Genomic DNA, 19,820 nt, shown 5'->3' on the forward strand with positions numbered 1-19,820 from the left:
AGTGGGTATCCAGATGCTGATGACAGTTTGGATCGCGGTACTGGTTTTTACCGTTCCAGGATTAGTCGTCTCTTGGGTGTCCGGACTGAAGGTGCCCTGGGCGCTCGCTGCTTCAATTCCTGCAACCTTTGGAATTTACGGTTTTGCAGCTTGGGTGCTGGGCACCATGGATATGCGTTTTGATCTACGCTCCGTCACCATCTCCACCCTTATATTCTTAGTGGTTGCGCTGTTGTGGCGCCTCATTTTTATTGGCGGTTGGGCATTAAAAAAGCGCCGCAAACAACCAGTCGAAGAAACTGAATCTGCCACAGTTAGTGAAGAAACAACAACATCTGCAGATGAAATAACTGAAGAAAATATTGAGCCAGCAGAACCAGCCCAAAAACGTGGTTTCTGGGCTGCAGTTTATGGCTATATGCGCAATGGTGGCATCTTGGATCACCGTTGGTTATTACCTGCCGCTGGTGTGATCACTGGCGCTTGGATCATTATTGACCGCGCCCTGGATCTCCTGCTGTCCACCTCACATGGCCTTGATGATATTTTCCAAGGCTGGGATGTGCACTGGCACGCCTCCACGGTGCGTTTTATTGAGGAAACCGGCATTGCTTCCTCCACCCTCATGGGGCAATTGCGCAATGTTGAAACCCAGCAAGAACTCTTTTATCCCAGTGCTTGGCATGCCGGCGCGTGGGTGCTATCTGATGTTGCCAATATCTCTCCTATTGCAGCAACGAACCTCACCGGCATCGTGCTTTCAGGTATATTGCTGCCACTATCCATCGCGCTCATTGCCTGGCGTTTGCTTAACAACCGTGGTCTCACCGCACAGCTCGGTGCTGGTTTAGCAGCGCTTGCCACCATGGCTTCCCCGGTGTTGTTCTGGGTGGGTAACTATGTGGGTGCTTGGCCATATGTGGCAGCCATTGGTGCATCTGGAATTGTGTTGGCGCTATTTATGTCTGTGCCTGCGGTACCAGTACGTATCTTTGCTACAGCTTTGGCTTTTATCGGCATGTTCCAATTGCACCCAGCTCCAGCAACCATTGTGATCATTGCGCTTTTGTTGTGGTGGCTTCTGCAATTGGTATGGGCGCCAAGCACCAAGGTTAAGGGCTTCAAGCAGGGCGTTTTGATCCGCCTTAAAGATGTTGGGTTAATTGCCGCGGCTGGCATTTTGGGCGTGCTGTTGGTCTTGCCGCAGGTTATTTCTGGCTCCCAACAAACTGAAGATGTGTTGGCCTATTCTGCTGAGGAAGCGGTAAGCCGTAGCGAATCCTGGCTGATGGCTCTGCATATGGAAACTCGCCACGTTGACTTCTTTGGCGATATTGATATGACTCCAGTGCTGGTGCTAGCGGCAATTGGTGGAATTGTGGCCTTGGTGTGGCGCATTAATTTGTGGGCACCGCTGTTCTACTTCTTTAGCTTGGCGCTAACCGTTAACTCACTTAAGCCTTTTGGTGATCCTTGGGGGGATTGGCTGACGATCATTGGTGGCCTGCACTATTCCACTGGTCACCGTCTGATCATGCCGGTAGCCATGTTTACTTTTGCGGCTGCGGGTATTGCACTGGCTGCCATCATCAGGCTTATTTGTTTGGGGCCGGTGAAGAAATTTGCCACAGTTTCCAGCGTCGCCTCGGTGGTTTTGGGACTGGTCGTGGCAGTACCTTTGCAAAGCTGGGCACAGGACTTTGTGGAGGAAGGCTCAGAAAAAACCATGCTGGCGCCACATGATGACCGCATGGTTAATGATGCAGACCGTGCTGCCTGGGATTGGCTGAGTGAACAACCTGGTGGCCGGGAATACAACATTATGGGTGATCCAGCCGATGGATATGGCTGGATGTATGCCTATAACGGATTGCACTCGGTATCGCGTCACTATGCGTGGCCTGCCGCCGGTGAAGGCTCAGCAACTGCTGTGTTGTTCTGGTGGCCACAGCTTTTGGGTACCGGCACAGATGATAATCCTGATCAAATTAATCAGGTTGATCAGGCAGCTCGCGATCTTAATGTGGGATTTTTTGTGCTCAGCCCGTGGCCTTTCTGGGCTTTCCAAGATCCCAATTTCCGCATGATTGATCAGCTGTGGAACACCCCAGGTGTCACCCCGGTTTATCAAAATGAGCAGGCGGTGGTTTTTGCAGTCAACGACATGTTCACTGATGAAGAGCTTGATCAAATGCGTGAAGATGGAAATTCTCCGGAGCCGCTACCAGAGCTTGAAACCAAGGGTGAGTTGGGTCTAGCGGAAACAGATGAAGAATGGGATGAGCCCTATTATCACCGTCCAACTGACGCTGCCGAAACCGGCGCGGAGGCCGAGGAAGATCTGCCTTATGCGCCAGATCCTTCCAAGCCTAGTTTTGTAGCTCCGGGAGAAACCACGGAGAAGCCGGTACCCACCAGCACCAAAAGCGGCCAATAGTTAGACTGCTAAAACGTCGCAACGGTTCCCTTAAAAATACATTTGAGGATAATCTCACTTCTGCTACTTTTTGCCCTCGATCTTCATTAAGGTCGAGGGCAATAATCGTGTGTGGGGGAGTGAGCGCATGGCTAATGGGATTTTGATGCCCACAACATCAGCGCAGGTTTCGGGGCATAAATTTTTGGTGCGTCGGATTGAACACGGTCTGGTGCTAGGCGATATTCGGATGATTCATGACCCTTTGGCAATCCGTCGGCGAGCCTTGGTTTTTGGTGCTATAGCCTGCGTGATGTTAGCGGTGGGAGCACTTGCCTTGGCACTTTTCCGGCCCGCAATTAATCCGGGTGACGCTCCACTTATCCGCGCTGAATCCGGAGCGCTTTATGTGCGCTTGGAAGATAAAGTGCATCCGGTTGCCAACCTGGCATCGGCACAATTAATTGTTGGCCAACTTGTGGAGCCTGCCAATGCCAGTGATGAGATTTTGGCACAGTGGCCACGGGGAGTTCCGGTGGGCTTGGTGGATGCGCCGGGAATTGTTAGCACGGCGGAAAATTCGGGGCAGTGGTTTGCCTGCCAAACTGCCAAAACCGGGGATATGCATGTCCTTGCAGCGGGTTCGGGGCAGCTCGCCCAGCCCAGGTTCCTGGAGGGACGCCAGGGGTGGCTCGGGGCGTCGCAAAGCGCAAATGGTCTGGACTGGCACCTGATCACCGCCGAGGGACGTCGTGCGCTGCCCGCGGAGGCGAGCGAGCAGGGGCGAATTGTGCGCCGTCACCTGGGCATTAATGCTGAAACCCCGCGGATGTATCTGAGCGCCGATATGTTAAATAATATTCCGCAGCTGCCCGATATCACCTTCCCAGATCCGCTGCCGGAACTAATTAGCATCGGCACGCGGGCGTGGGTTCGCAGCGGCGAGGGGATTGCGCCGATCAGCGCTTTAACGGAAGGGATGCTTATCGACGCCGGCTCCCGCACCACCGTGCAACCGCGCGCCCTATTGGGCGGCTATCCCGAAACAGCGGTGGAATTACACCTTCCAGCAGCACTGGTGGAATGGCAAGACCCGGCCGTGGCCTGTGCTGATGGTCTAGGACGGATTGGCTCTTTTGAGGAAATTCCAGCTGGGGTGGCCTTATCAGGAAATACCGTGGCCACCAGTTTTATCTCAGATTTGCCTGGGGGAGTAGCCCTGGACAGCGGTTTTGGCTTTTATTTGGTGGCTGATTCTGGGCTGCGCCACCATATTGTGGATAGTCAATCCCTGGAGGCTTTGGGTATTAGTCAGGTAACCAAGGTGCCCTGGAGTGTGTTGCGACTTTTGCCGGAGGGCAGTGAACTTTCTCGACAGGCCGCGCTTGCGCCTATGTATTAGGCGTATGATGGCGGTTCATGAGTGCAGTTGTAGCAGCGGATAGTGCCTTTTTCACCACCCTCGGAAAACTCACCAATAGTCTGTCCATCGGTCGTGGAATTGATGCCAAAGAAATAACTCCCATTGGATGGCCAGCTCACGATGCGGCCATAAAGCGGCTCTCAGAAAGCTTCGCAGCTATCGCGCCGGGTGAACGGGTGCGTTTAAAAAAGAAAACTTCCAACCTTTTCCGGGGTCGCAGTGGCAGCGCGCAAGGCCTAGATGTTTCAGCGCTAAATGGTGTCATCGAGATTGATGCCGAACATTCCACCGCTGAGGTCCAAGGCATGTGCACCTATGAAGATTTAGTGGATGCCACCCTAGCTTTTGGTCTCATGCCTTTGGTGGTACCTCAACTTAAGACCATTACACTCGGCGGAGCAGTTACTGGCATGGGTGTGGAATCCACAAGTTTCCGCAATGGCCTGCCCCATGAATCTGTGCTGGAAATGGATATTTTGACCGGCACTGGCGATATTGTGACATGTTCACCCACTGAAAATGTCGATCTTTTCCGTGGCTTCCCCAACTCCTATGGATCTTTGGGTTATGCCGTGCGCCTGAAAATCGAACTAGAACCGGTCCTTGATTATGTAGCCCTGCGTTATGTGCGTTTTTCAGATCTCACTTTGCTAAGCCACACCCTGGAAGAAATCTCCGTTGATCGCGCCTTTGAAAATGACAAGGTGGATTATCTAGATGGTGTGGTGTTTTCACCTACAGAGGCTTATCTCATCCTCGGTACTCAAACTGCAAAACCCGGCCCCACCAGTGATTACACTGGCGACACTAGCTTTTATAGGGCACTGCAACACGATGGCTGCATTAAAGAAGATCGGCTGAGTATCCGCGATTATATTTGGCGCTGGGATACAGACTGGTTCTGGTGTTCGCGTGCTTTTGGGGTGCAAAATCCGCGGATTCGTAAACTCTGGCCCCGCGATCTGCTCAGGTCGAGTGTTTATTGGAAGTTCATTGGGTTGGATCGCAAATTTAATATCGCCGACCGCATTGAAAAGCGCTATGGCCGGCCAGCTCGCGAGCGCGTGGTTCAAGATGTGGAAGTAACCGCAGATAAAGTGCCAGATTTTCTGCAGTGGTTTTTTGAAAGCTGCGATATTGAACCAGTGTGGTTGTGCCCAATTCGGCTGCGCCATCACCGCGATGAGACCGGTGCGCAGGTGCGTTTGGGAGCCGGAGAGATCCTGAGCTCTGCACAAGCCATTGCAGACGGCGCGGAACAACACCCATGGCCGCTCTATCCCCTCAAGCGCGATGTCACTTGGGTAAACATTGGATTCTGGTCCTCAGTGCCGGTGAATTTACTAGGTGATGACGCACCTGAGGGAGCTTTTAACCGCTCCATTGAAAAGGAGATTGCTCAGCTAGGTGGGCATAAATCTCTTTATTCCGAGGCTTTTTATAGCAAGGATGACTTTAAAAAGCTTTATGGCGGAGAGATCCCACAGCTTTTAAAGGCACGTTTTGATCCGCAGGGCAGGTTCCCAGGGTTATATGAAAAGACCGTTAAAGGAGCCTAAACTCGGGACGTGCGGGAAAAATAAACACCGCATCTAAACAATTGCAGAATAGGGAAGCACATTATGAGTAACGCCATTGCGCAGGACCTCATGACCATCGCCGACATCGTCGAGGCCACGACCACAGCGCCAATTCCTTTTAGAATCACCAGTTTTGATGGAAGTTCCACCGGTCCAGAAGATGCGAAATATCGCATCCACGTGGCCAATACTGATGCGGTTGCTTATATCGCCACCGCACCAGGAGACTTAGGTCTGGCCCGTGCTTATCTGATGGGTGACCTCATCGTAGAAGGTGAACATCCAGGCCACCCCTATGAAATATTTGATGCTCTCAAGGCCTTTTATGGCTGCTTTAAGCGCCCGGATGCTGCCACCACTTTGAAGATTATGCGCACTTTACGCAAGATGAATGCGCTGAAATTCCAAGCCATTCCAGAGATGGAGCAAGCACCTGCTTGGCGCAAAGCCCTCATCAATGGCCTTGCCTCAAGGCATTCCAAAGACCGCGATAAAAAAGCCATCAGCTACCACTATGACGTGGGCAATGACTTTTATGCGCTCTTCCTCGGGCCATCCATGACCTATACCTGCGCCTACTATCCAACTCCGGAATCCACTCTTGAAGAGGCACAGGAAAATAAATACCGCCTCATCTTCGAAAAACTGCGCCTTAAAGCAGGAGATACGCTTCTCGACGTCGGATGCGGCTGGGGCTCAATGGTACGCTACGCAGCTAAGCGGGGAGTCAAAGCACTCGGCGTGACCTTATCAGAACAGCAGTATCGCTGGGCACAGGAAGAAATCAAACGCCAGGGCCTAGAAGGTCTTGCCGAAGTCCGCTTTATGGACTATCGCGATGTGCCAGAAAGTGGCTTTGATGCCATTTCTGCCATCGGAATTATCGAACACATCGGAGTGGGCAATTATGCCGACTACTTTGAGCTGCTTAACTCCAAACTCAAAACCGGTGGTCTGATGCTCAACCACGGCATTACCTATCCCGATAATCGCCCGCGCCATGCCGGCGCCTTTATTGACCGTTATATTTTCCCCGACGGTGAACTAACTGGTTCTGGCACCATCATTCGGCATATGCAAGACAATGGTTTCGAGGTGCTGCATGAGGAGAACCTCCGCTTTGATTATCAGCGCACCTTGAATGCCTGGTGTGAAAACCTCAAACGCAATTGGCATGAGGCAGTCGCCCTTGCTGGCGAACCAACTGCGCGCCTTTTTGGCCTTTATATGGCAGGTTCGGAATGGGGCTTTGCTCACAATGATGTGCAATTGCACCAGGTCTTGGGTGTAAAACTCGATGAACATGGAAGCCGCGGTGATGTTCCAGAGCGCATGTGGTGGCAAATTTAACCTTGTATAACGCCCCAACGAGTAAACTGGGACAACGTTATTAAAGAAGTTGAAACCAACAGCCAGGATTATTTGATGCCCATGTTCCTTAACCTTTATGCCTTCAAAGAAAGGTGTAATTAAGTCATGGGCTCTATGCGCGAGATAGTCTCCGACCGCATTGATCGTTTCCAAGCCTCACATGAGCGCTCTAAGCAGAAGAAATATGGATTTCTTGTCCGCCCCGCAACGCTCATTGTGGGCTGGTTGGTCACCATCATTGGGCTGGTCACTATTCCATTGCCGGGCCAAGGCTGGCTGACCACCTTTATCGGGGTGGGCATTTTGTCGTTGGAATTAGAATGGGCCAAAAGGCTTCTGGCCTGGGGCGTTCATCAATATGATCGCTTTTTTACTTGGTATTCCGGAAAATCTTTCCGCTTCCGCATGGCGATGCTGGCGCTTATGCTGATTCTTATTTGGATCATTTTCAGCGTGAGTTTTTGGGCCATGTGGCATGCCGGAACCTTGCCTTGGGCTGATGAGTTCTTTCACTGGTTTGGGCTTAGTCGCTAGTTTTTAAGGCGGGATAAACCCTTAAGCAGAACACCCAATACAATGCAGATCCCTAGCAAAGCCAGGATATTTAGCCCGCGTTTTTGGGTGGAGGTGTCAGGGGCGCTGGGAAAACTCAAGGTGATTTCTGGAGGTGTGGTTTCAGCGCTATCCGGTGGTACAAAACTCAAGGCCGCATAAGGATCAATTGCTCCGCGTGCTGGATCACTGCTGTAAATGATGCGATCCCGGATTTCCTGCGGGGTGGCTTGTGGGAATCGCTGTCGAAGTAACGCAGCGGTGGCACTAACAACCGGAGCGGCAAAACTAGTGCCTTCAAAGGGGCTAGATCCAGATTGAATAAGCATGGCATTGGCAAAACCATCATTACGCGGGGATAAACCGACTCCCACCAAACTTGGAGCGGAAAGAATGCGCTGGCTACTAGGGATCGAATAAGCGGCGATAACGTGGGGTTGCTCGCGTGCGGAAACGGCGAGGACCGTATCGGAATGTGCTGGGTAAACTGTCGATCCCGCAGCACAGGTAGGGCTGAGGTTACCTGCTGCTGCCACCACAATCACCCCGCTGGTTTCAGCTCTATCTAAAGCACTATTAAGAGGCTGAAATTGAGCAGGATCAGAACTTGCACCAGGTAAACAAGACACCACAGAAATATTGATTACGTGGGCACCAGCGTCAATAGCGCGGTGAATGGAATCAGCCAAGGTACTTACAGTTCCCACCAGGGAATCCTCAGTGGTACGTACATAAGCACTGGTTTGTTTAATAGCGATAATCTCAGCAGCTGGCGCAATTCCAATAAGTTCATCGGCGCTCCCATCAAAAGGCCAACCAGAACCCGTATTGGGACGGGTGGCAATAATGCCAGCAACGATTGTGCCGTGGCCATCACAATCAACAAATTCTCCCGGCAACCGTGGTTGTTGATGTGCGCCAATAAGGTCACCACCGGGAATAAGCGGTGGGAGCCTGGGATGTGGGGCTACTCCGGTATCAATGACGGCAACTTTAATACCAGCTCCAGTGGCAAGCTCATGAGCATGAGAAATGGACTCGCGCAAATGTTCATCCATCACAAAGCTTGTTGCATCAGCCTCTTGTACAGCAGGGCATGGCAATGCCGAAACCTCTTGGGCTCGAGCTAAAGGCAACGGTAGTAATTGACATAAAAGAAGTACACCGGCGCTCGACAAGGCTAGGGGTGTTTTCATGGTGTTAGCCCCAACCCAAATCCAAGGCACGCAGCATCTCAAAAACCCCAAGTAGGTGCAAAGCCAGTGGCAGGGCAGCTGCGATGCTTAAAGATTCCAATCTTTCCAACCACACCACAGCGGTGGGCGCTGGCGGCGGAATCTTGGAGAACCACACTCCAACTGACATCACCGCAAGCACCAGCACCACACATCCAGCAAAAGTAAACCATGAAGGACTCTGCGCAAAAGCGAGAGAATACAGGGCGCCTAAAAATCCAGAGCAGGCCAAAACCATCAAAGACCAGGTGGGAATGGGGGCGTGATGACGGATAGCATGCAGCGCCGAGGCAATCATGATGCAGCAGCTAAAAGCGGTGGAAAACCAGGTATTAGGGGAAACAGCTAAAAAGATAAGGGGAGCACTGACAATAACCAACCCCAGCAGTTGGGCGTCGAAAAGCGCTGTGACGCGCCGGGTGCGCGCAACTGGATCCTTTAATTCGGTGTCGCTGACGGATAAATCTTGGCCGGCGGTGGGCAAAGTGGGCACGCGCAGACCTGCTAATTGCGCGGAAAAATAGGGTGCCACACTGGTGAAAATCAACGCGGCAGCCACGGTGGCGGCTGCGGGTCCACTGAAATCTGCGCGCGCCGGATGCGGCCACAATAGCGTGGTCAGCGTGCAAAATAGCAGGCTAAGCCCAATGGTGATCAAGGTGGCGGTGGAGAGAATATGCGGATGGAAAACCAGCTGAACTACTACCGCAGCCAAGAGCAAAGTGGCAGAAAAACTTAAAAGCACCCAACTGAGAAGCTGCGGATCCTCAAGTACCTGCGTGGAGTTTGGGCCTGCCACCAAAATGGCTGCGGTACTGGCTGCCAAAATTGGAATCAGTAGAGCCAGGAGACGGTGGCTTAGTGTGGCTTCCCGGCGCGGCAACCACACTAAAATAACCATGCTCAGCAGCATAAATATCAGGGTGCGCCAGGCTAGGTTCAGTTGCGCAGCCAGGGGACTGAGTAGGATCAGTGCAAGTCCCGCAAAGCCTACGAGCGTGATTAATTCCAATAATCCTTTGGTGCGATTTTCGGAAGATAGTTCAACAAGTGCTTCGGCAGCATCGCGGATTATTGGGGCGGGTAGTTCCCGCTCGGGGGAAAGAACTAGCACTCCACCTTGTTCCAATTGGGTCTGGGCCAAAGGAATCCCTGCATCGATGGGAGAACCTGCGGCTGTACGAGCTACCCAAGGCCGTGAAATCTGTGGGGCACCAGTGAGTTCGAGGATTTCTTCTAAGATCTCGGCCAAACTTGATCCCGCGGGGAGTGCCATATCTGCCATGGCAACGGGCATATCGCCGACTGTGAGATCAATGCGCACACTCAGGCGCAGCAAATTATCAATGGCCAATTTTATCCCCCGCTACAGTTTCCAACGTTTTCCCCAAAACAGTGTGTTGAGGCAATTGTGCCAAAAAATTGGGAGTGGTAGCAGCTCTGGTGAGAAAAACCCCAATTTAAAAATTTTGGGAACCTCAGAGCAGTTTTTGCAGTCCAACCTTTAATGACAAGTAGTTGTCTTAGCTTTTAGGGATCTAAAACGGGGTTCGGATTTTTCGGGGGAGGGGTGGGCAATGTCCACAGCAGAGGCCACAATAAATGGAACAGCACAGGCCACAGCAGCAACCGCACAAGAAATTAAGAAGGCACCACGCGCTGCCACCTTGGTGGGGCCGGGGCCAGATAATGAGGTTTTTAGGCAGGGTGATCCGGCTCGAATCGGCGGATATGTGGTGGAGCCTTTAAGTTGGGCAGAACGCGATCCAGCCCCACATTTGCCCACCGAGCCTTTAAGCGCAGAACCTGTACCACCGGCGGTACGTCCAACGCCTAAACCATTGTTAAAAGTGCTGATGCCAGTGATTATGGTGGCGCTGGTTTTGGCCATGGTAGGGCTCATGGTGATTAGTAATGGGCAGCTAAACCCCATGGTGCTGATCTTTCCGCTGATGATGGCGATGAGCTTGATGATGATGTTTGCACCGGCGGAAGGTGATGATACTGATGAAACTCGCCGTACTTATTTACGTCACCTTGATGCGCTCAGAAGCAAAGCACTTAAACACGCAGCAGCACAACGAAACCATCAATGGCACCGTCATCCGGATCCTGCATCCTTGTGGTCGCGGTTGGGAACTGCGCGGATGTGGGAGCGCGCTGCTGTTGATCAGGACTGTTTAGAAATCCGCTTTGGTTTGGGCACTACCAGGCTTGATCCAGCCATCATTATTAAGGATTCCGGGGCGCCGGAGGATCTTGATCCAGTGTGTGCGGTGTCTTTAAGGCACACCATTAAGGCAGTAGGTTCAGTGCAAAGTATGCCAGTTGCCGTGCAATTACAAGCTTTTCGTTTTATTGCACTTAATGGCCCGCAGGCACATGATTTAGCGCGCGCCATAATTTTGCAATTGTTATATCACCACGGTCCGGAAACCGTCACCATCAAAGTGGAGACCACTCAAAATACTGGTGCGGATTGGCAGTGGCTGAAGTGGGTGCCGCATACCCGCGACCCAGATTCAGCACGCCACCGCATTTTGGTGGTTGATTCGCTGCTGACAAATGGCACTGAACATTTCATTGACGATCCTTATTGGACCACCATTATTAATGTCGGCGCGCAGACCAGCACTGCTTTGGGCCAGCGTGCTGAGGAAGAAGGCCTGCTCTTATACGTTGCTGAGCAGTTGACGGTCACCACCGCCCAAGGCGTGGAAAACCTCGGAACTCCCGATGCGGTGAGCGCGAACATTGCGCTTAACTTTGCGCGCCACATGACTGCTTTTCGACGCCCCACCACCGCGGATAACCAGGTCTCAGGGGAGTTACTGCCACTTTTGGGCATTAAAGATATTGCCCAGCTTGATGATGACACCATGTGGAATCACCGCAATAGCGATCCAAACTCTCGGCTGCGGGTTCCTTTAGGACTTAGCGCTGCCGGCTCTCCGATGATTTTGGATTTGAAGGAATCTGCACGCGGTGGCATGGGTCCACATGGATTGTGTATTGGTGCCACCGGTAGCGGAAAATCCGAGCTTTTAAGAACTCTGGTGGTGGGCCTGAGCATTATGCATTCACCAGCAGAACTCAATTTGGTTCTTGTTGATTTTAAAGGTGGCGCAACCTTTTTAGGATGTGAGGATTTGCCACATACCTCCGCTGTTATTACCAACTTGGAGGAGGAATCCATCCTGGTAGAGCGCATGCATGATGCTATTTCAGGAGAAATGAATCGGCGCCAAGAACAGCTGCGCAAGGCTGGCAGCTTTGCCAACGTTGATGATTACAACAACGCCGCCCAAACGCGTAGCGATCTACAACCCATGCCAGCGTTGTTGATTGTTATTGATGAGTTCTCAGAACTGCTTGGCCAACACCCGGATTTTGCCGATCTTTTTGTCGCAGTTGGTCGCTTGGGGCGTTCTTTACATATCCACTTATTGCTCGCCAGCCAGCGCCTAGAAGAAGGCAGATTAAGAGGTTTGGATTCGCACCTGTCTTATCGCATAGGCCTTAAGACCTTCTCTGCCACTGAATCTCGCCAGGTCTTAGGCATTAATGATGCCTATCAGCTACCCGCACAACCAGGTGTAGGCTTCCTAAAATCTGATGTCGAATCCATCACCCGCTTCCAAGCAAGTTATATCTCCGGGCCTTTGACCCGGCGTATTGAAAACTCCCGCGCACCCGCACGGGTGCGCCTTTTTAACGGGTGGGAGCAAGAATCCAGTGAGGTCACCATTGAGCGAGGAACCCAAACGCTTATCGACGCCGTGGTTGCGCGCGCCATTAGCGCTGGGGCATCCCGGGGCTTAAGCGCTCATCAAATCTGGCTGCCACCACTGCCGGCTGAAGTATCTATTGGAGCCGTGGCCGAGGAAATTGGGGGACTAGCAGCAGTCATTGGAATGATCGACCGCCCTTATCAACAGCGCCAAGATCCTTTGATTATTGATTTCTCCTCCACTGGCGGTAGCGGACACTGGGTGGTTTGTGGCAGCCCACAGTCAGGAAAATCAACAGCCCTGCGCAGCATCGTGGTTTCTTTGGCAGCAACGCGCAACACCGAGAGCATTCGCTTTTATATTCTGGACTTTTCCGCCGGTGCCCTTAAACATTTAGCACGTTTGCCGCATGTGGCAGGGCTGGCAGAACATAAAGATCCAGAGCGCGTACGACGCCTGGTTGCTGAGGTTTTGGGATTGGTTAATAACCCGGAACCACGCCATACCTTCCTTATTGTTGATGGCTGGCACACCATCACTCAAGATTTTGAAGAGCTTTTTGATGATTTTGTTCACATCGCCTCCCACGGTTTAGCGGCGCGAGTGCATCTGGTGTTAAGCACACAGCGATGGAGTTCCATTAGACCGGCAATCCGTGATCTCATCGGCGGACGGCTGGAGTTGAAATTGGGTGAGGCGATGGATTCATTAATTGATCGCAAGGCCCAAATTCGAGTTCCAGCGCAACCTGGACGTGGGCTTAACCAACAGGCCGAACAAATTCTTATTGCCCTTACCTCCACTCAAGATATCGCCCATGTCAGTGCCGTGGCAGAAGCTGCTGGTCAACAACCTGTTCCACAGTTGCAGATGCTGCCCAATGATATTGCGGTGCATGAGCTAGAGAGCACCAGCGCGCCGGGAATTCCTTTTGCTCGAGGTGGCGCGCAACTTAGTACCTTGTGTTGGGATCCGGCAGCTAGCCGCCATCTTTTGGCATTTGGCAGCCAAGGTTGTGGCAAATCCACCTTAATTAGAACTGTTGCCACTGGACTTACATCTTTGGGCAGAGAAAACGCACGCTTGGTGGTCTTTGATTTCCGGCGCAGCCATTTAGGAGTATTCCCGGCGGAGATGGTGGCTGCTTATTGTGCCAGTAGTGCAGCTGCCCACAAGACAATTTCTGACTTGGTGACAACCCTGAGCGGACGTTTGCCAGGTTCCGAAATTACCGCCCAAGAATTAAAAGAACGATCCTGGTGGAACGGGCCCGATATATTCTTGGTTATTGATGATTATGACTTGCTGCCTGCAGGTTTATTACATCCCTTAAAAGAGATCATTCCCCATGCGCGTGATGTGGGGCTGCATATTGTGATGGCTCGTAAAGCTGGCGGTGCAGCGCGTGCACTTTATGATCCCGTGCTTGCAGAAATTAAGGATCAAGCTCCACAAGTGGTGTTGTTTAGCGCCGACCGTGAAGAAGGCCCCATCTTGGGTATCAAAGCGGAAACCCTCCCGGTTGGCCGTGCCAAAATGCAGATTCGCGGTACCGCAGTTGGCATGGTTCAGATCGCGCGTCTCGGGGGACAATCATGAAGGCGATCACCGTAACCGTGCTAGAAACCGCCACCATTTTTGATGGCCCTGACACCGTTTACCGCTATGACATTATGGCTGCCGGAATTATCGAAGGCTGGGCGGTACCAGCGGTGGTGGATCAAGTTCGGCAAATGGCATCGGTGCAGTGGCCCGAGATGGATGTCATTATCGATGCCGAAGATGACGTGGTGGAAATGCTCACCAAAACCTTTATTTCCAAAGGTGTGGGCTCCTATCCCATTGAAACCCTGCGGGAATACCCACTACCTGCGCTGGAAGAAGCTCCGCCACCTGAATTAGAACCCGTTAAAAGGCCTACCTCAGGACGCCGGGTAGTTGACTTTTATGGCATCCGCCCAGTGCATGTGATGCTGGTCAGTGTACTAATCGGTGTAGTTGTGGTGTGCTGGTTTGTGCTGCTAAAACCCACCGAAATGCAGGCGACACCAGCCCCGCCCACAACCTCCCCAGCCGCCGTCGAGGTCCGGGAGAGTACAAGCAGGCCGGCGTCGACAAGCGTGCAACCCACCGTGCTGGTCACCCAGGACCTGCTGGTTGAAGCGCCCCATGGGTTCCAGCTCAAGCTTATCGACGACACCCACCAGCTCATTGGACCGGATCCCAACCTAAAAATTCATCTGGGTGTGGACCCTTTACATGGGGTGGATCCGCAATTGGTCGCAGCAGAAATGCGCCGGCTTATTGAAAGCGATCCGGCCTTGGTGGAAACACCGGCGGGGGAATGGGGAAAGCCCATCACAATTGATTATGTGGAGGATCCCGGAGATGGCTCCAAGGTGGCATGGGTGACGTGGTTTGAGGCAGATCGCCAGCTCAGCGTGGGTTGTCATAGTCGGGATGCGGAAACTCTGGCGCATAAAGCGACTTGTCGCAGTGTGATTGAGAATCTCACTCTCAAATAAATTGCAGTGCCGGGGAACCTTTAAGGCCTGTACACAGTCCAACATAAGTAGAAAAGATAAAAACTATCTTTTCGGGGGAACTCCAGGAAGTGGTACTTGCTGGGTTACTAAAAAACACATTTTCTTCGAGGAGGGGCGAACTAAAGATGTCACAACTTTTTAGGACTGAATCCGATGTCATGCTGGCAACCGCCGGCCAAGTAGATGGCACCAATGATGAAGTACAGGCAGAACTTAATCGACTGCGCGGAGTTGTAGATTCCGTACGCGGCAGTTGGGCTGGTCAGGCGCAGGTGAGCTTTGATGCGCTGATGAACCGCTGGAATGATTCCGCACGTCAACTGCAGGAAGCACTCAATTCCATTTCTGAAAACATCCGTCACAATGCCCAAAGCTTTGAAAACACCGAAGCTGATAACTCCCAAAGCTTTAATGCTGTGGGTGCAGGCGATGGCGCTGGACTAGCACTCTAAAAAATCTCTGGAAAGGATAAACACGATGGATATGATCCGTTATGAATTTGGTGCCATCCAAGGCGCCGCCACCGATATCAACGCAACTTCTGGCCGCATCAACTCTTTGCTTGATGGCCTTAAATCCCAATTGCAGCCTATGGTCAGCAGCTGGGAGGGTGATTCCGCAGCTGCTTATAACGAAGCGCAGCAGAAGTGGGATCGTGCCGCTGCCGAGCTCAACACCATCTTGGCCACCATCTCCAACACGGTTGCTCAGGGCGCAGAAAGAATGTCCGATGTGAACCGTCGTGCTGCGGCAAGCTGGGGAGCGTAATTGGACTATTAAAAACCAGCAAGTTGCGCACTGTTAAAAAATATTAGCCACCAGGCAAAAGACTTACCCCGTCTAATACAGTGCATACTTAAGGCCGTTGCAGTTTTTCCCTAATGGGAAAGGTGCTGCAACGGTTTTGGGGTTACCCGCAAGTCGTGGACAGTTAGTTAAGCAACATTTTCCAGGACAGTGACATCTGCCTGGTGGTATGCATTCTCGAAATCAACCGGGCTCTGATACCCAATCGATGAGTGCCGGCGCTGCCGGTTGTAAAAGATCTCAATCCAGCGTGCAACCTCACGACGAGCTTCGTTCCGGGTGACCCATTTTCGCCGGTCGTAGAACTCAGTTTTCAACGTCGACCAGAATGACTCCGCCATCGCGTTATCAAAGCAGACTCCGGTACGTCCCACCGACTGATCAATATGAAGCTCTTGGCAGACCTGGTAGAGCTGCTCACTGGTGAACTGCGTTCCACGATCTGCATGGAAAACAAGGTCATCAGGGACCTCACCACGTAGTGTGTGCGCCATCCGCAGCGCCCGTTCCACCAGGTCAGTGGTGTGAGTGGCATCCATCGCCCAGCCCAGCACTCGGCGGGAATGTCCATCCCGGATTGCACACAGATACAGCCAGCCTTCGTAGGTCACGCAGGTATGTGGTATCCGAGATCCAGACTTTGTTGAGTTCACCTGCGTCCCAGGTACGTTTCACCAGATCTGGGAAGCTGTGGGTGGAGGTGCCCGGGATCGTGGTCACCGGCACCCATGACCTTGGCGAGATGCCCTCGATCCCCATCCGGCGCATCGCTTTGGCCACGGTCTTTTTATCCACGAGGATTCCCTCATCATGCAGGTCACTGGTGATCCTGGGTGATCCGTAGGTCTGGCCTGATGCGTCCCAGAACGTCCAGATCTTCTCATCGAGCTTCTTCTGGAACTCCTCCCGGGAATCCTGCCCGGCGGCTTTCCTGTCCTGAATTTCAGCCCACTTATAGTACCCAGACCGAGACACCTTCAACAGTCTGGCCATCCGGGAAACGCTGTAGCTCGCCTTCTCCTGGTGCATCAGTTGGAAGCATTCTACTTTGGATGCTTGCGAGCGAAGAAGGCTGCTGCTTTTCCCAAGAACTCGTTGTCCATTTTCAGTTCAGCGATTTCCTTGCGCAACCGGGCAAGTTCGGCCCGTTCATCAACTTCCAGCTCCCCTGTGGGGAGCTCACCGCTGCGTTCACGTTCAGCTTTCACCCAGCGGCCCAGAAGTCCTGGATTCACATTCAATTCGCGGGCGACTGCCGCGGCTGACCGGTCAGTATCGATGACCAATCGGGCGGCTTCCTGCCGGTACTCCGGGGTGTACTTTTTCCTTGTAGACATAGTGGTTGACATCCTCCTTGATGAGCCTGTGGCCCATCGTCATTGGGTGATGCTCCTATGTTGTGTCAAGCAGTTTGAAGGAATTCTTCGTAGGTTGACTTCAACTCCGATAGCCGACGTTTGCCGGTTTCAATATCGCTAATTCTTGCTGGAGCACATCCAAGTTTCCTGGCGACTTGGGTTTGTGAAAGCCCTTTTTTCGAGCGCAGAGCTCTGAATTCATCGCTACTTAATCCACTGGATTGTTTCACAGGTCGCCCCAGGCACAGCACTTGATAGATCTCCTAAGACAATGGCGCGTTTTAAGCACCGCATAATTTCCTTCTTCGACAATCCTTCTTTGGTTCGACGTTGCACATAGTCCCTGGTGCGTTCATCGTGACACATCCTGACCAGGACAATGCGATGCAGTGCGGCGTTGGCTTGGCGATCACCACCTCTATTTAACCGGTGCCGGTTCGTCCGTCCGGAACTCGCCGGAATAGGTGCAACGCCCCACAGATGCGCCAACGCAGCCTGGGAACGGATCCGCTGTGGATTTTCACCGACGCTCACAATCAATTCTGCGGCAGTAAGCGCCCTGCAGCCGAAAACTTGTGTTACCCCAGGATTGATTACCTCGACCAGATCGGTGATCTTGTTATCGAGTTCATCGCATTGCGCCCGCAGCATGTTGTAGGTGGTAGCCAAACTCTTCAAACTGATCAAGGTGCCATTGATCGGATCAGTGACATCTGCAGGTGGGCGACACCGCGACAAAGTCATAATCAGGGTGGGAGTCGCCATCGTCGCATAACGCTGTCGAACAGTCACGGGGGCCGTGACCAGCAAAGACTTGATGAGAGTTACTAGTTTTGCCGCTGTAGCAACCAGTTGATGGCGGGTGATCTGGAGCATGCGTAGTGACTCCACCGGCCCTGTGGTGTCTTTCGGCGTGCTCAATGCTTGGCCGGTGAGCACCTGCCGGGCGGCAGCAAGTGCGTCGACGGGATCTGATTTGCCATCCCTGCGTCGAAGGGCCCGGGTGGGACGCAATACCTCGAAAACTACATGTCCATGATCAATGAGATGCCGGGTCAGGGCAGCTCCGTAGGAGTTAGTACCTTCTACCCCGACGACTGTGACTCGGTGAGCGGTGAGGAACTCGGTGACGTGGCGGTAGCCGTTGCTGGTGGTGGGAAAGGTATCGGTGGCGAGGTGTTTACCAGTCTCGGTCACGATGGCCACGGTGTGGGTATCGGTGTGGGTATCGATGCCGGCTACGGGGCCAGCAATGTCGATGGTTGGTGTGGGCATGATGTTCACGGGCTTTCTGAAGTCGTCGGATACGGTGATCCGCATATCCGGAGCTTCAGACAGACAAGACGCTGATGGGACTACTACCATGACACCTGCCAGGGTGGTCACGGAAACGGTCACGCTCCTATTAGGTCATGACCGAAGCACCGGATCGCGGTACGGGATCGGAACCATTCCGAAAGACAGATCACAGGCAAGGCACACAGTGTGGCCAGTCCACTTTAGGGTCATTTCGGATGGCTCCGATCCCGTACTCCCATTATCAGCGTCCACTATTCGAGGGTAACCTCAGTTTTTGGTTTTTAGGACACTTCATAGTACAGTTTAATCTTTGTGTGTGGAGTCTGATCTTCTCTTCCTTGTGGGGGTGTAGACAGCAGGACATGTGCGGGTCACCACCGGCCGCCGTCATGAACCCTTCCAAGCACGTTTCTGGCTGGCAGTTCTAGACAGACTTATTAAGGAGTCATTTTGTCTACTTACCACCCAAAGAGCGGTGACATTACCCGTAAGTGGTACGTCATCGACGCCACTGACGTGGTGCTGGGTCGCCTGGCTACCCACGCCGCTGACCTGCTTCGCGGCAAGGGCAAGCCTTTGTTCGCACCTAACGTTGACTGCGGCGATCACGTTATCGTTATCAATGCTGACAAGATTGCAGTCACCTCTAACAAGCGTGACCGCGAAATGCGTTACCGCCACTCCGGTTACCCTGGTGGACTTAAGTCCATGACCCTGGGTCGTTCCCTGGAGCTGCACCCAGAGCGTGTTATCGAAGAGTCCATTGTTGGCATGATGCCACATAACAAGCTCACCGGCGCTTCTGCAAAGAAGCTGCATGTTTTCGCAGGCTCCGAGCACCCATTTGCTGCTCAGAAGCCTGAGACCTACGAGATCAAGAAGGTGGCCCAGTAATGTCCGAGCCTATCCAGAACGAGAACGTAGAGAGCAACGTCGCTGACGCTGCTGACATCGCTGCAGCTGCTGCTGCAACCGAGGAGTTCACCAACACCATCGGTGATGCAATTGCTACCTCCGCCGAGGAAGAGACCGCTGAGGCTGCTCCAGTAGTACTCGATGGCCCAATCCAGACCGTTGGTCGCCGTAAGCGCGCCATCGTTCGCGTCCGCGTTGTTGCTGGTTCCGGCCAGTTCAAGTGCAATGGTCGCACCTTGGAAGAGTACTTCCCTAACAAGTTGCACCAGCAGCTTATTAAGGCTCCTCTGGTCCTTTTGGGCCGCGAGAACCAGTTCGACATCGTTGCAAACCTTACCGGTGGCGGCCCTACCGGTCAGGCAGGCGCTTTCCGCCTGGCAATCGCACGTGCGCTTAATGCTTACAACCCAGCAGAGCGTGGCGTCCTGAAGAAGGCCGGCTTCCTCACCCGTGACGCTCGTGCAGTTGAGCGTAAGAAGGCTGGTCTGCACAAGGCACGTCGTGCACCTCAGTACTCCAAGCGTTGATATTTACTCAACGTTTGTGCAAACCCGTTTCGCCGAATTTCTCGGTGGGGCGGGTTTTCC

At 52.8% G+C, this 19,820-nt stretch carries 13 protein-coding genes and 2 pseudogenes; 11 read left to right on the plus strand and 4 right to left on the minus strand.

All coding sequences use genetic code 11. The annotated features are described in order from the left end of the window. The first annotated feature begins 13 nt into the window (after nucleotides 1-13). From H924_RS02685 to H924_RS02705, 5 genes are all read left to right on the plus strand, one after another. Nucleotides 14-2,437 carry a DUF6541 family protein gene (locus H924_RS02685; RefSeq protein WP_029703815.1) on the plus strand — a complete coding sequence of 808 codons (2,424 nt, stop codon included), beginning with the start codon at nucleotides 14-16 and terminating at the stop codon, nucleotides 2,435-2,437. 127 nt (nucleotides 2,438-2,564) lie between these two features. After that, nucleotides 2,565-3,818 carry a type VII secretion protein EccB gene (gene eccB / locus H924_RS02690; protein ID WP_015650428.1) on the plus strand — a complete coding sequence of 418 codons (1,254 nt, stop codon included), beginning with the start codon at nucleotides 2,565-2,567 and terminating at the stop codon, nucleotides 3,816-3,818. A gap of 17 nt (nucleotides 3,819-3,835) precedes the next feature. Continuing rightward, entirely contained in the window at nucleotides 3,836-5,398 is a 1,563-nt protein-coding gene (locus H924_RS02695; RefSeq protein ID WP_015650429.1) for an FAD-binding protein, read from the plus strand. Between the two features lie 63 nt (nucleotides 5,399-5,461). Next, nucleotides 5,462-6,769 carry an SAM-dependent methyltransferase gene (locus tag H924_RS02700; RefSeq protein ID WP_015650430.1) on the plus strand — a complete coding sequence of 436 codons (1,308 nt, stop codon included), beginning with the start codon at nucleotides 5,462-5,464 and terminating at the stop codon, nucleotides 6,767-6,769. Nucleotides 6,770-6,895: 126 nt separating this feature from the next. Next, nucleotides 6,896-7,324, plus strand: coding sequence for a TIGR02611 family protein (locus H924_RS02705; RefSeq protein ID WP_015650431.1), 429 nt, complete (start codon nucleotides 6,896-6,898; stop codon nucleotides 7,322-7,324). On the opposite strand, the gene mycP is transcribed toward H924_RS02705, so the two are convergent. Beyond that, on the minus strand, nucleotides 7,321-8,538 hold the full coding sequence (mycP, locus tag H924_RS02710; RefSeq protein ID WP_035108033.1) for a type VII secretion-associated serine protease mycosin: 1,218 nt from the start codon (nucleotides 8,536-8,538) through the stop codon (nucleotides 7,321-7,323). The genes H924_RS02705 and mycP overlap by 4 nt on opposite strands. Before the next feature lie 4 nt (nucleotides 8,539-8,542). Beyond that, nucleotides 8,543-9,931, minus strand: a complete 1,389-nt coding sequence (eccD, locus tag H924_RS02715) for a type VII secretion integral membrane protein EccD (RefSeq protein WP_015650433.1) — start codon at nucleotides 9,929-9,931, stop codon at nucleotides 8,543-8,545. A 223-nt stretch (nucleotides 9,932-10,154) separates the two neighbouring features. Between eccD and eccCa the strand changes: the two genes are divergently transcribed. The 4 genes from eccCa to H924_RS02735 all read left to right on the plus strand — a co-directional run bounded on the left by eccCa (nucleotide 10,155) and on the right by H924_RS02735 (nucleotide 15,622). Continuing rightward, a complete protein-coding gene (eccCa, locus tag H924_RS02720; protein ID WP_015650434.1) occupies nucleotides 10,155-13,907 on the plus strand; it encodes a type VII secretion protein EccCa in 3,753 nt (1,250 codons plus the stop codon). Then, nucleotides 13,904-14,833, plus strand: coding sequence for a type VII secretion-associated protein (locus H924_RS02725; protein ID WP_015650435.1), 930 nt, complete (start codon nucleotides 13,904-13,906; stop codon nucleotides 14,831-14,833). Before eccCa ends, H924_RS02725 begins: the two co-directional genes overlap by 4 nt. Nucleotides 14,834-14,979: 146 nt before the next feature. Next, nucleotides 14,980-15,306 (plus strand): WXG100 family type VII secretion target, encoded by a 327-nt coding sequence (locus H924_RS02730; protein ID WP_015650436.1) that lies wholly within the window; start codon nucleotides 14,980-14,982, stop codon nucleotides 15,304-15,306. 25 nt (nucleotides 15,307-15,331) lie between these two features. Then, a complete protein-coding gene (locus tag H924_RS02735) occupies nucleotides 15,332-15,622 on the plus strand; it encodes a WXG100 family type VII secretion target (protein ID WP_015650437.1) in 291 nt (96 codons plus the stop codon). Nucleotides 15,623-15,789: 167 nt separating this feature from the next. Here the strand turns inward: H924_RS02735 and H924_RS02740 are convergent. Together H924_RS02740 and H924_RS02750 are read right to left on the minus strand one after the other, a co-directional pair. Continuing rightward, nucleotides 15,790-17,010: pseudogene (locus H924_RS02740) on the minus strand (IS3 family transposase). 53 nt (nucleotides 17,011-17,063) lie between these two features. Further along, nucleotides 17,064-18,294 (minus strand): annotated as a pseudogene (locus H924_RS02750) (IS110 family transposase). A 474-nt stretch (nucleotides 18,295-18,768) separates the two neighbouring features. On the opposite strand from H924_RS02750, the gene rplM reads away from it, so the two are divergent. Both rplM and rpsI read left to right on the plus strand, forming a co-directional pair. After that, complete coding sequence (gene rplM / locus H924_RS02755) at nucleotides 18,769-19,212, plus strand: 50S ribosomal protein L13 (RefSeq protein WP_015650439.1); 444 nt, start codon at nucleotides 18,769-18,771, stop codon at nucleotides 19,210-19,212. Next, complete coding sequence (gene rpsI, locus H924_RS02760) at nucleotides 19,212-19,760, plus strand: 30S ribosomal protein S9 (RefSeq protein WP_015650440.1); 549 nt, start codon at nucleotides 19,212-19,214, stop codon at nucleotides 19,758-19,760. The genes rplM and rpsI overlap by 1 nt, the downstream gene beginning before the upstream one ends. Nucleotides 19,761-19,820 lie beyond the last annotated feature (60 nt).

Source organism: Corynebacterium callunae DSM 20147 (assembly GCF_000344785.1).
In the GTDB taxonomy this organism is placed as follows: domain Bacteria; phylum Actinomycetota; class Actinomycetes; order Mycobacteriales; family Mycobacteriaceae; genus Corynebacterium; species Corynebacterium callunae.

Coding starts and splice junctions, on each gene's coding strand:
- H924_RS02685 (WP_029703815.1), top strand. CDS start 14: ATGCTGATGACAGTTTGGATCGCGGTACTGGTTTTTACCGTTCCAGGA.
- eccB (WP_015650428.1), top strand. CDS start 2,565: ATGGCTAATGGGATTTTGATGCCCACAACATCAGCGCAGGTTTCGGGG.
- H924_RS02695 (WP_015650429.1), top strand. CDS start 3,836: ATGAGTGCAGTTGTAGCAGCGGATAGTGCCTTTTTCACCACCCTCGGA.
- H924_RS02700 (WP_015650430.1), top strand. CDS start 5,462: ATGAGTAACGCCATTGCGCAGGACCTCATGACCATCGCCGACATCGTC.
- H924_RS02705 (WP_015650431.1), top strand. CDS start 6,896: ATGGGCTCTATGCGCGAGATAGTCTCCGACCGCATTGATCGTTTCCAA.
- mycP (WP_035108033.1), bottom strand. CDS start 8,538: ATGAAAACACCCCTAGCCTTGTCGAGCGCCGGTGTACTTCTTTTATGT.
- eccCa (WP_015650434.1), top strand. CDS start 10,155: ATGTCCACAGCAGAGGCCACAATAAATGGAACAGCACAGGCCACAGCA.
- H924_RS02725 (WP_015650435.1), top strand. CDS start 13,904: ATGAAGGCGATCACCGTAACCGTGCTAGAAACCGCCACCATTTTTGAT.
- H924_RS02730 (WP_015650436.1), top strand. CDS start 14,980: ATGTCACAACTTTTTAGGACTGAATCCGATGTCATGCTGGCAACCGCC.
- H924_RS02735 (WP_015650437.1), top strand. CDS start 15,332: ATGGATATGATCCGTTATGAATTTGGTGCCATCCAAGGCGCCGCCACC.
- rpsI (WP_015650440.1), top strand. CDS start 19,212: ATGTCCGAGCCTATCCAGAACGAGAACGTAGAGAGCAACGTCGCTGAC.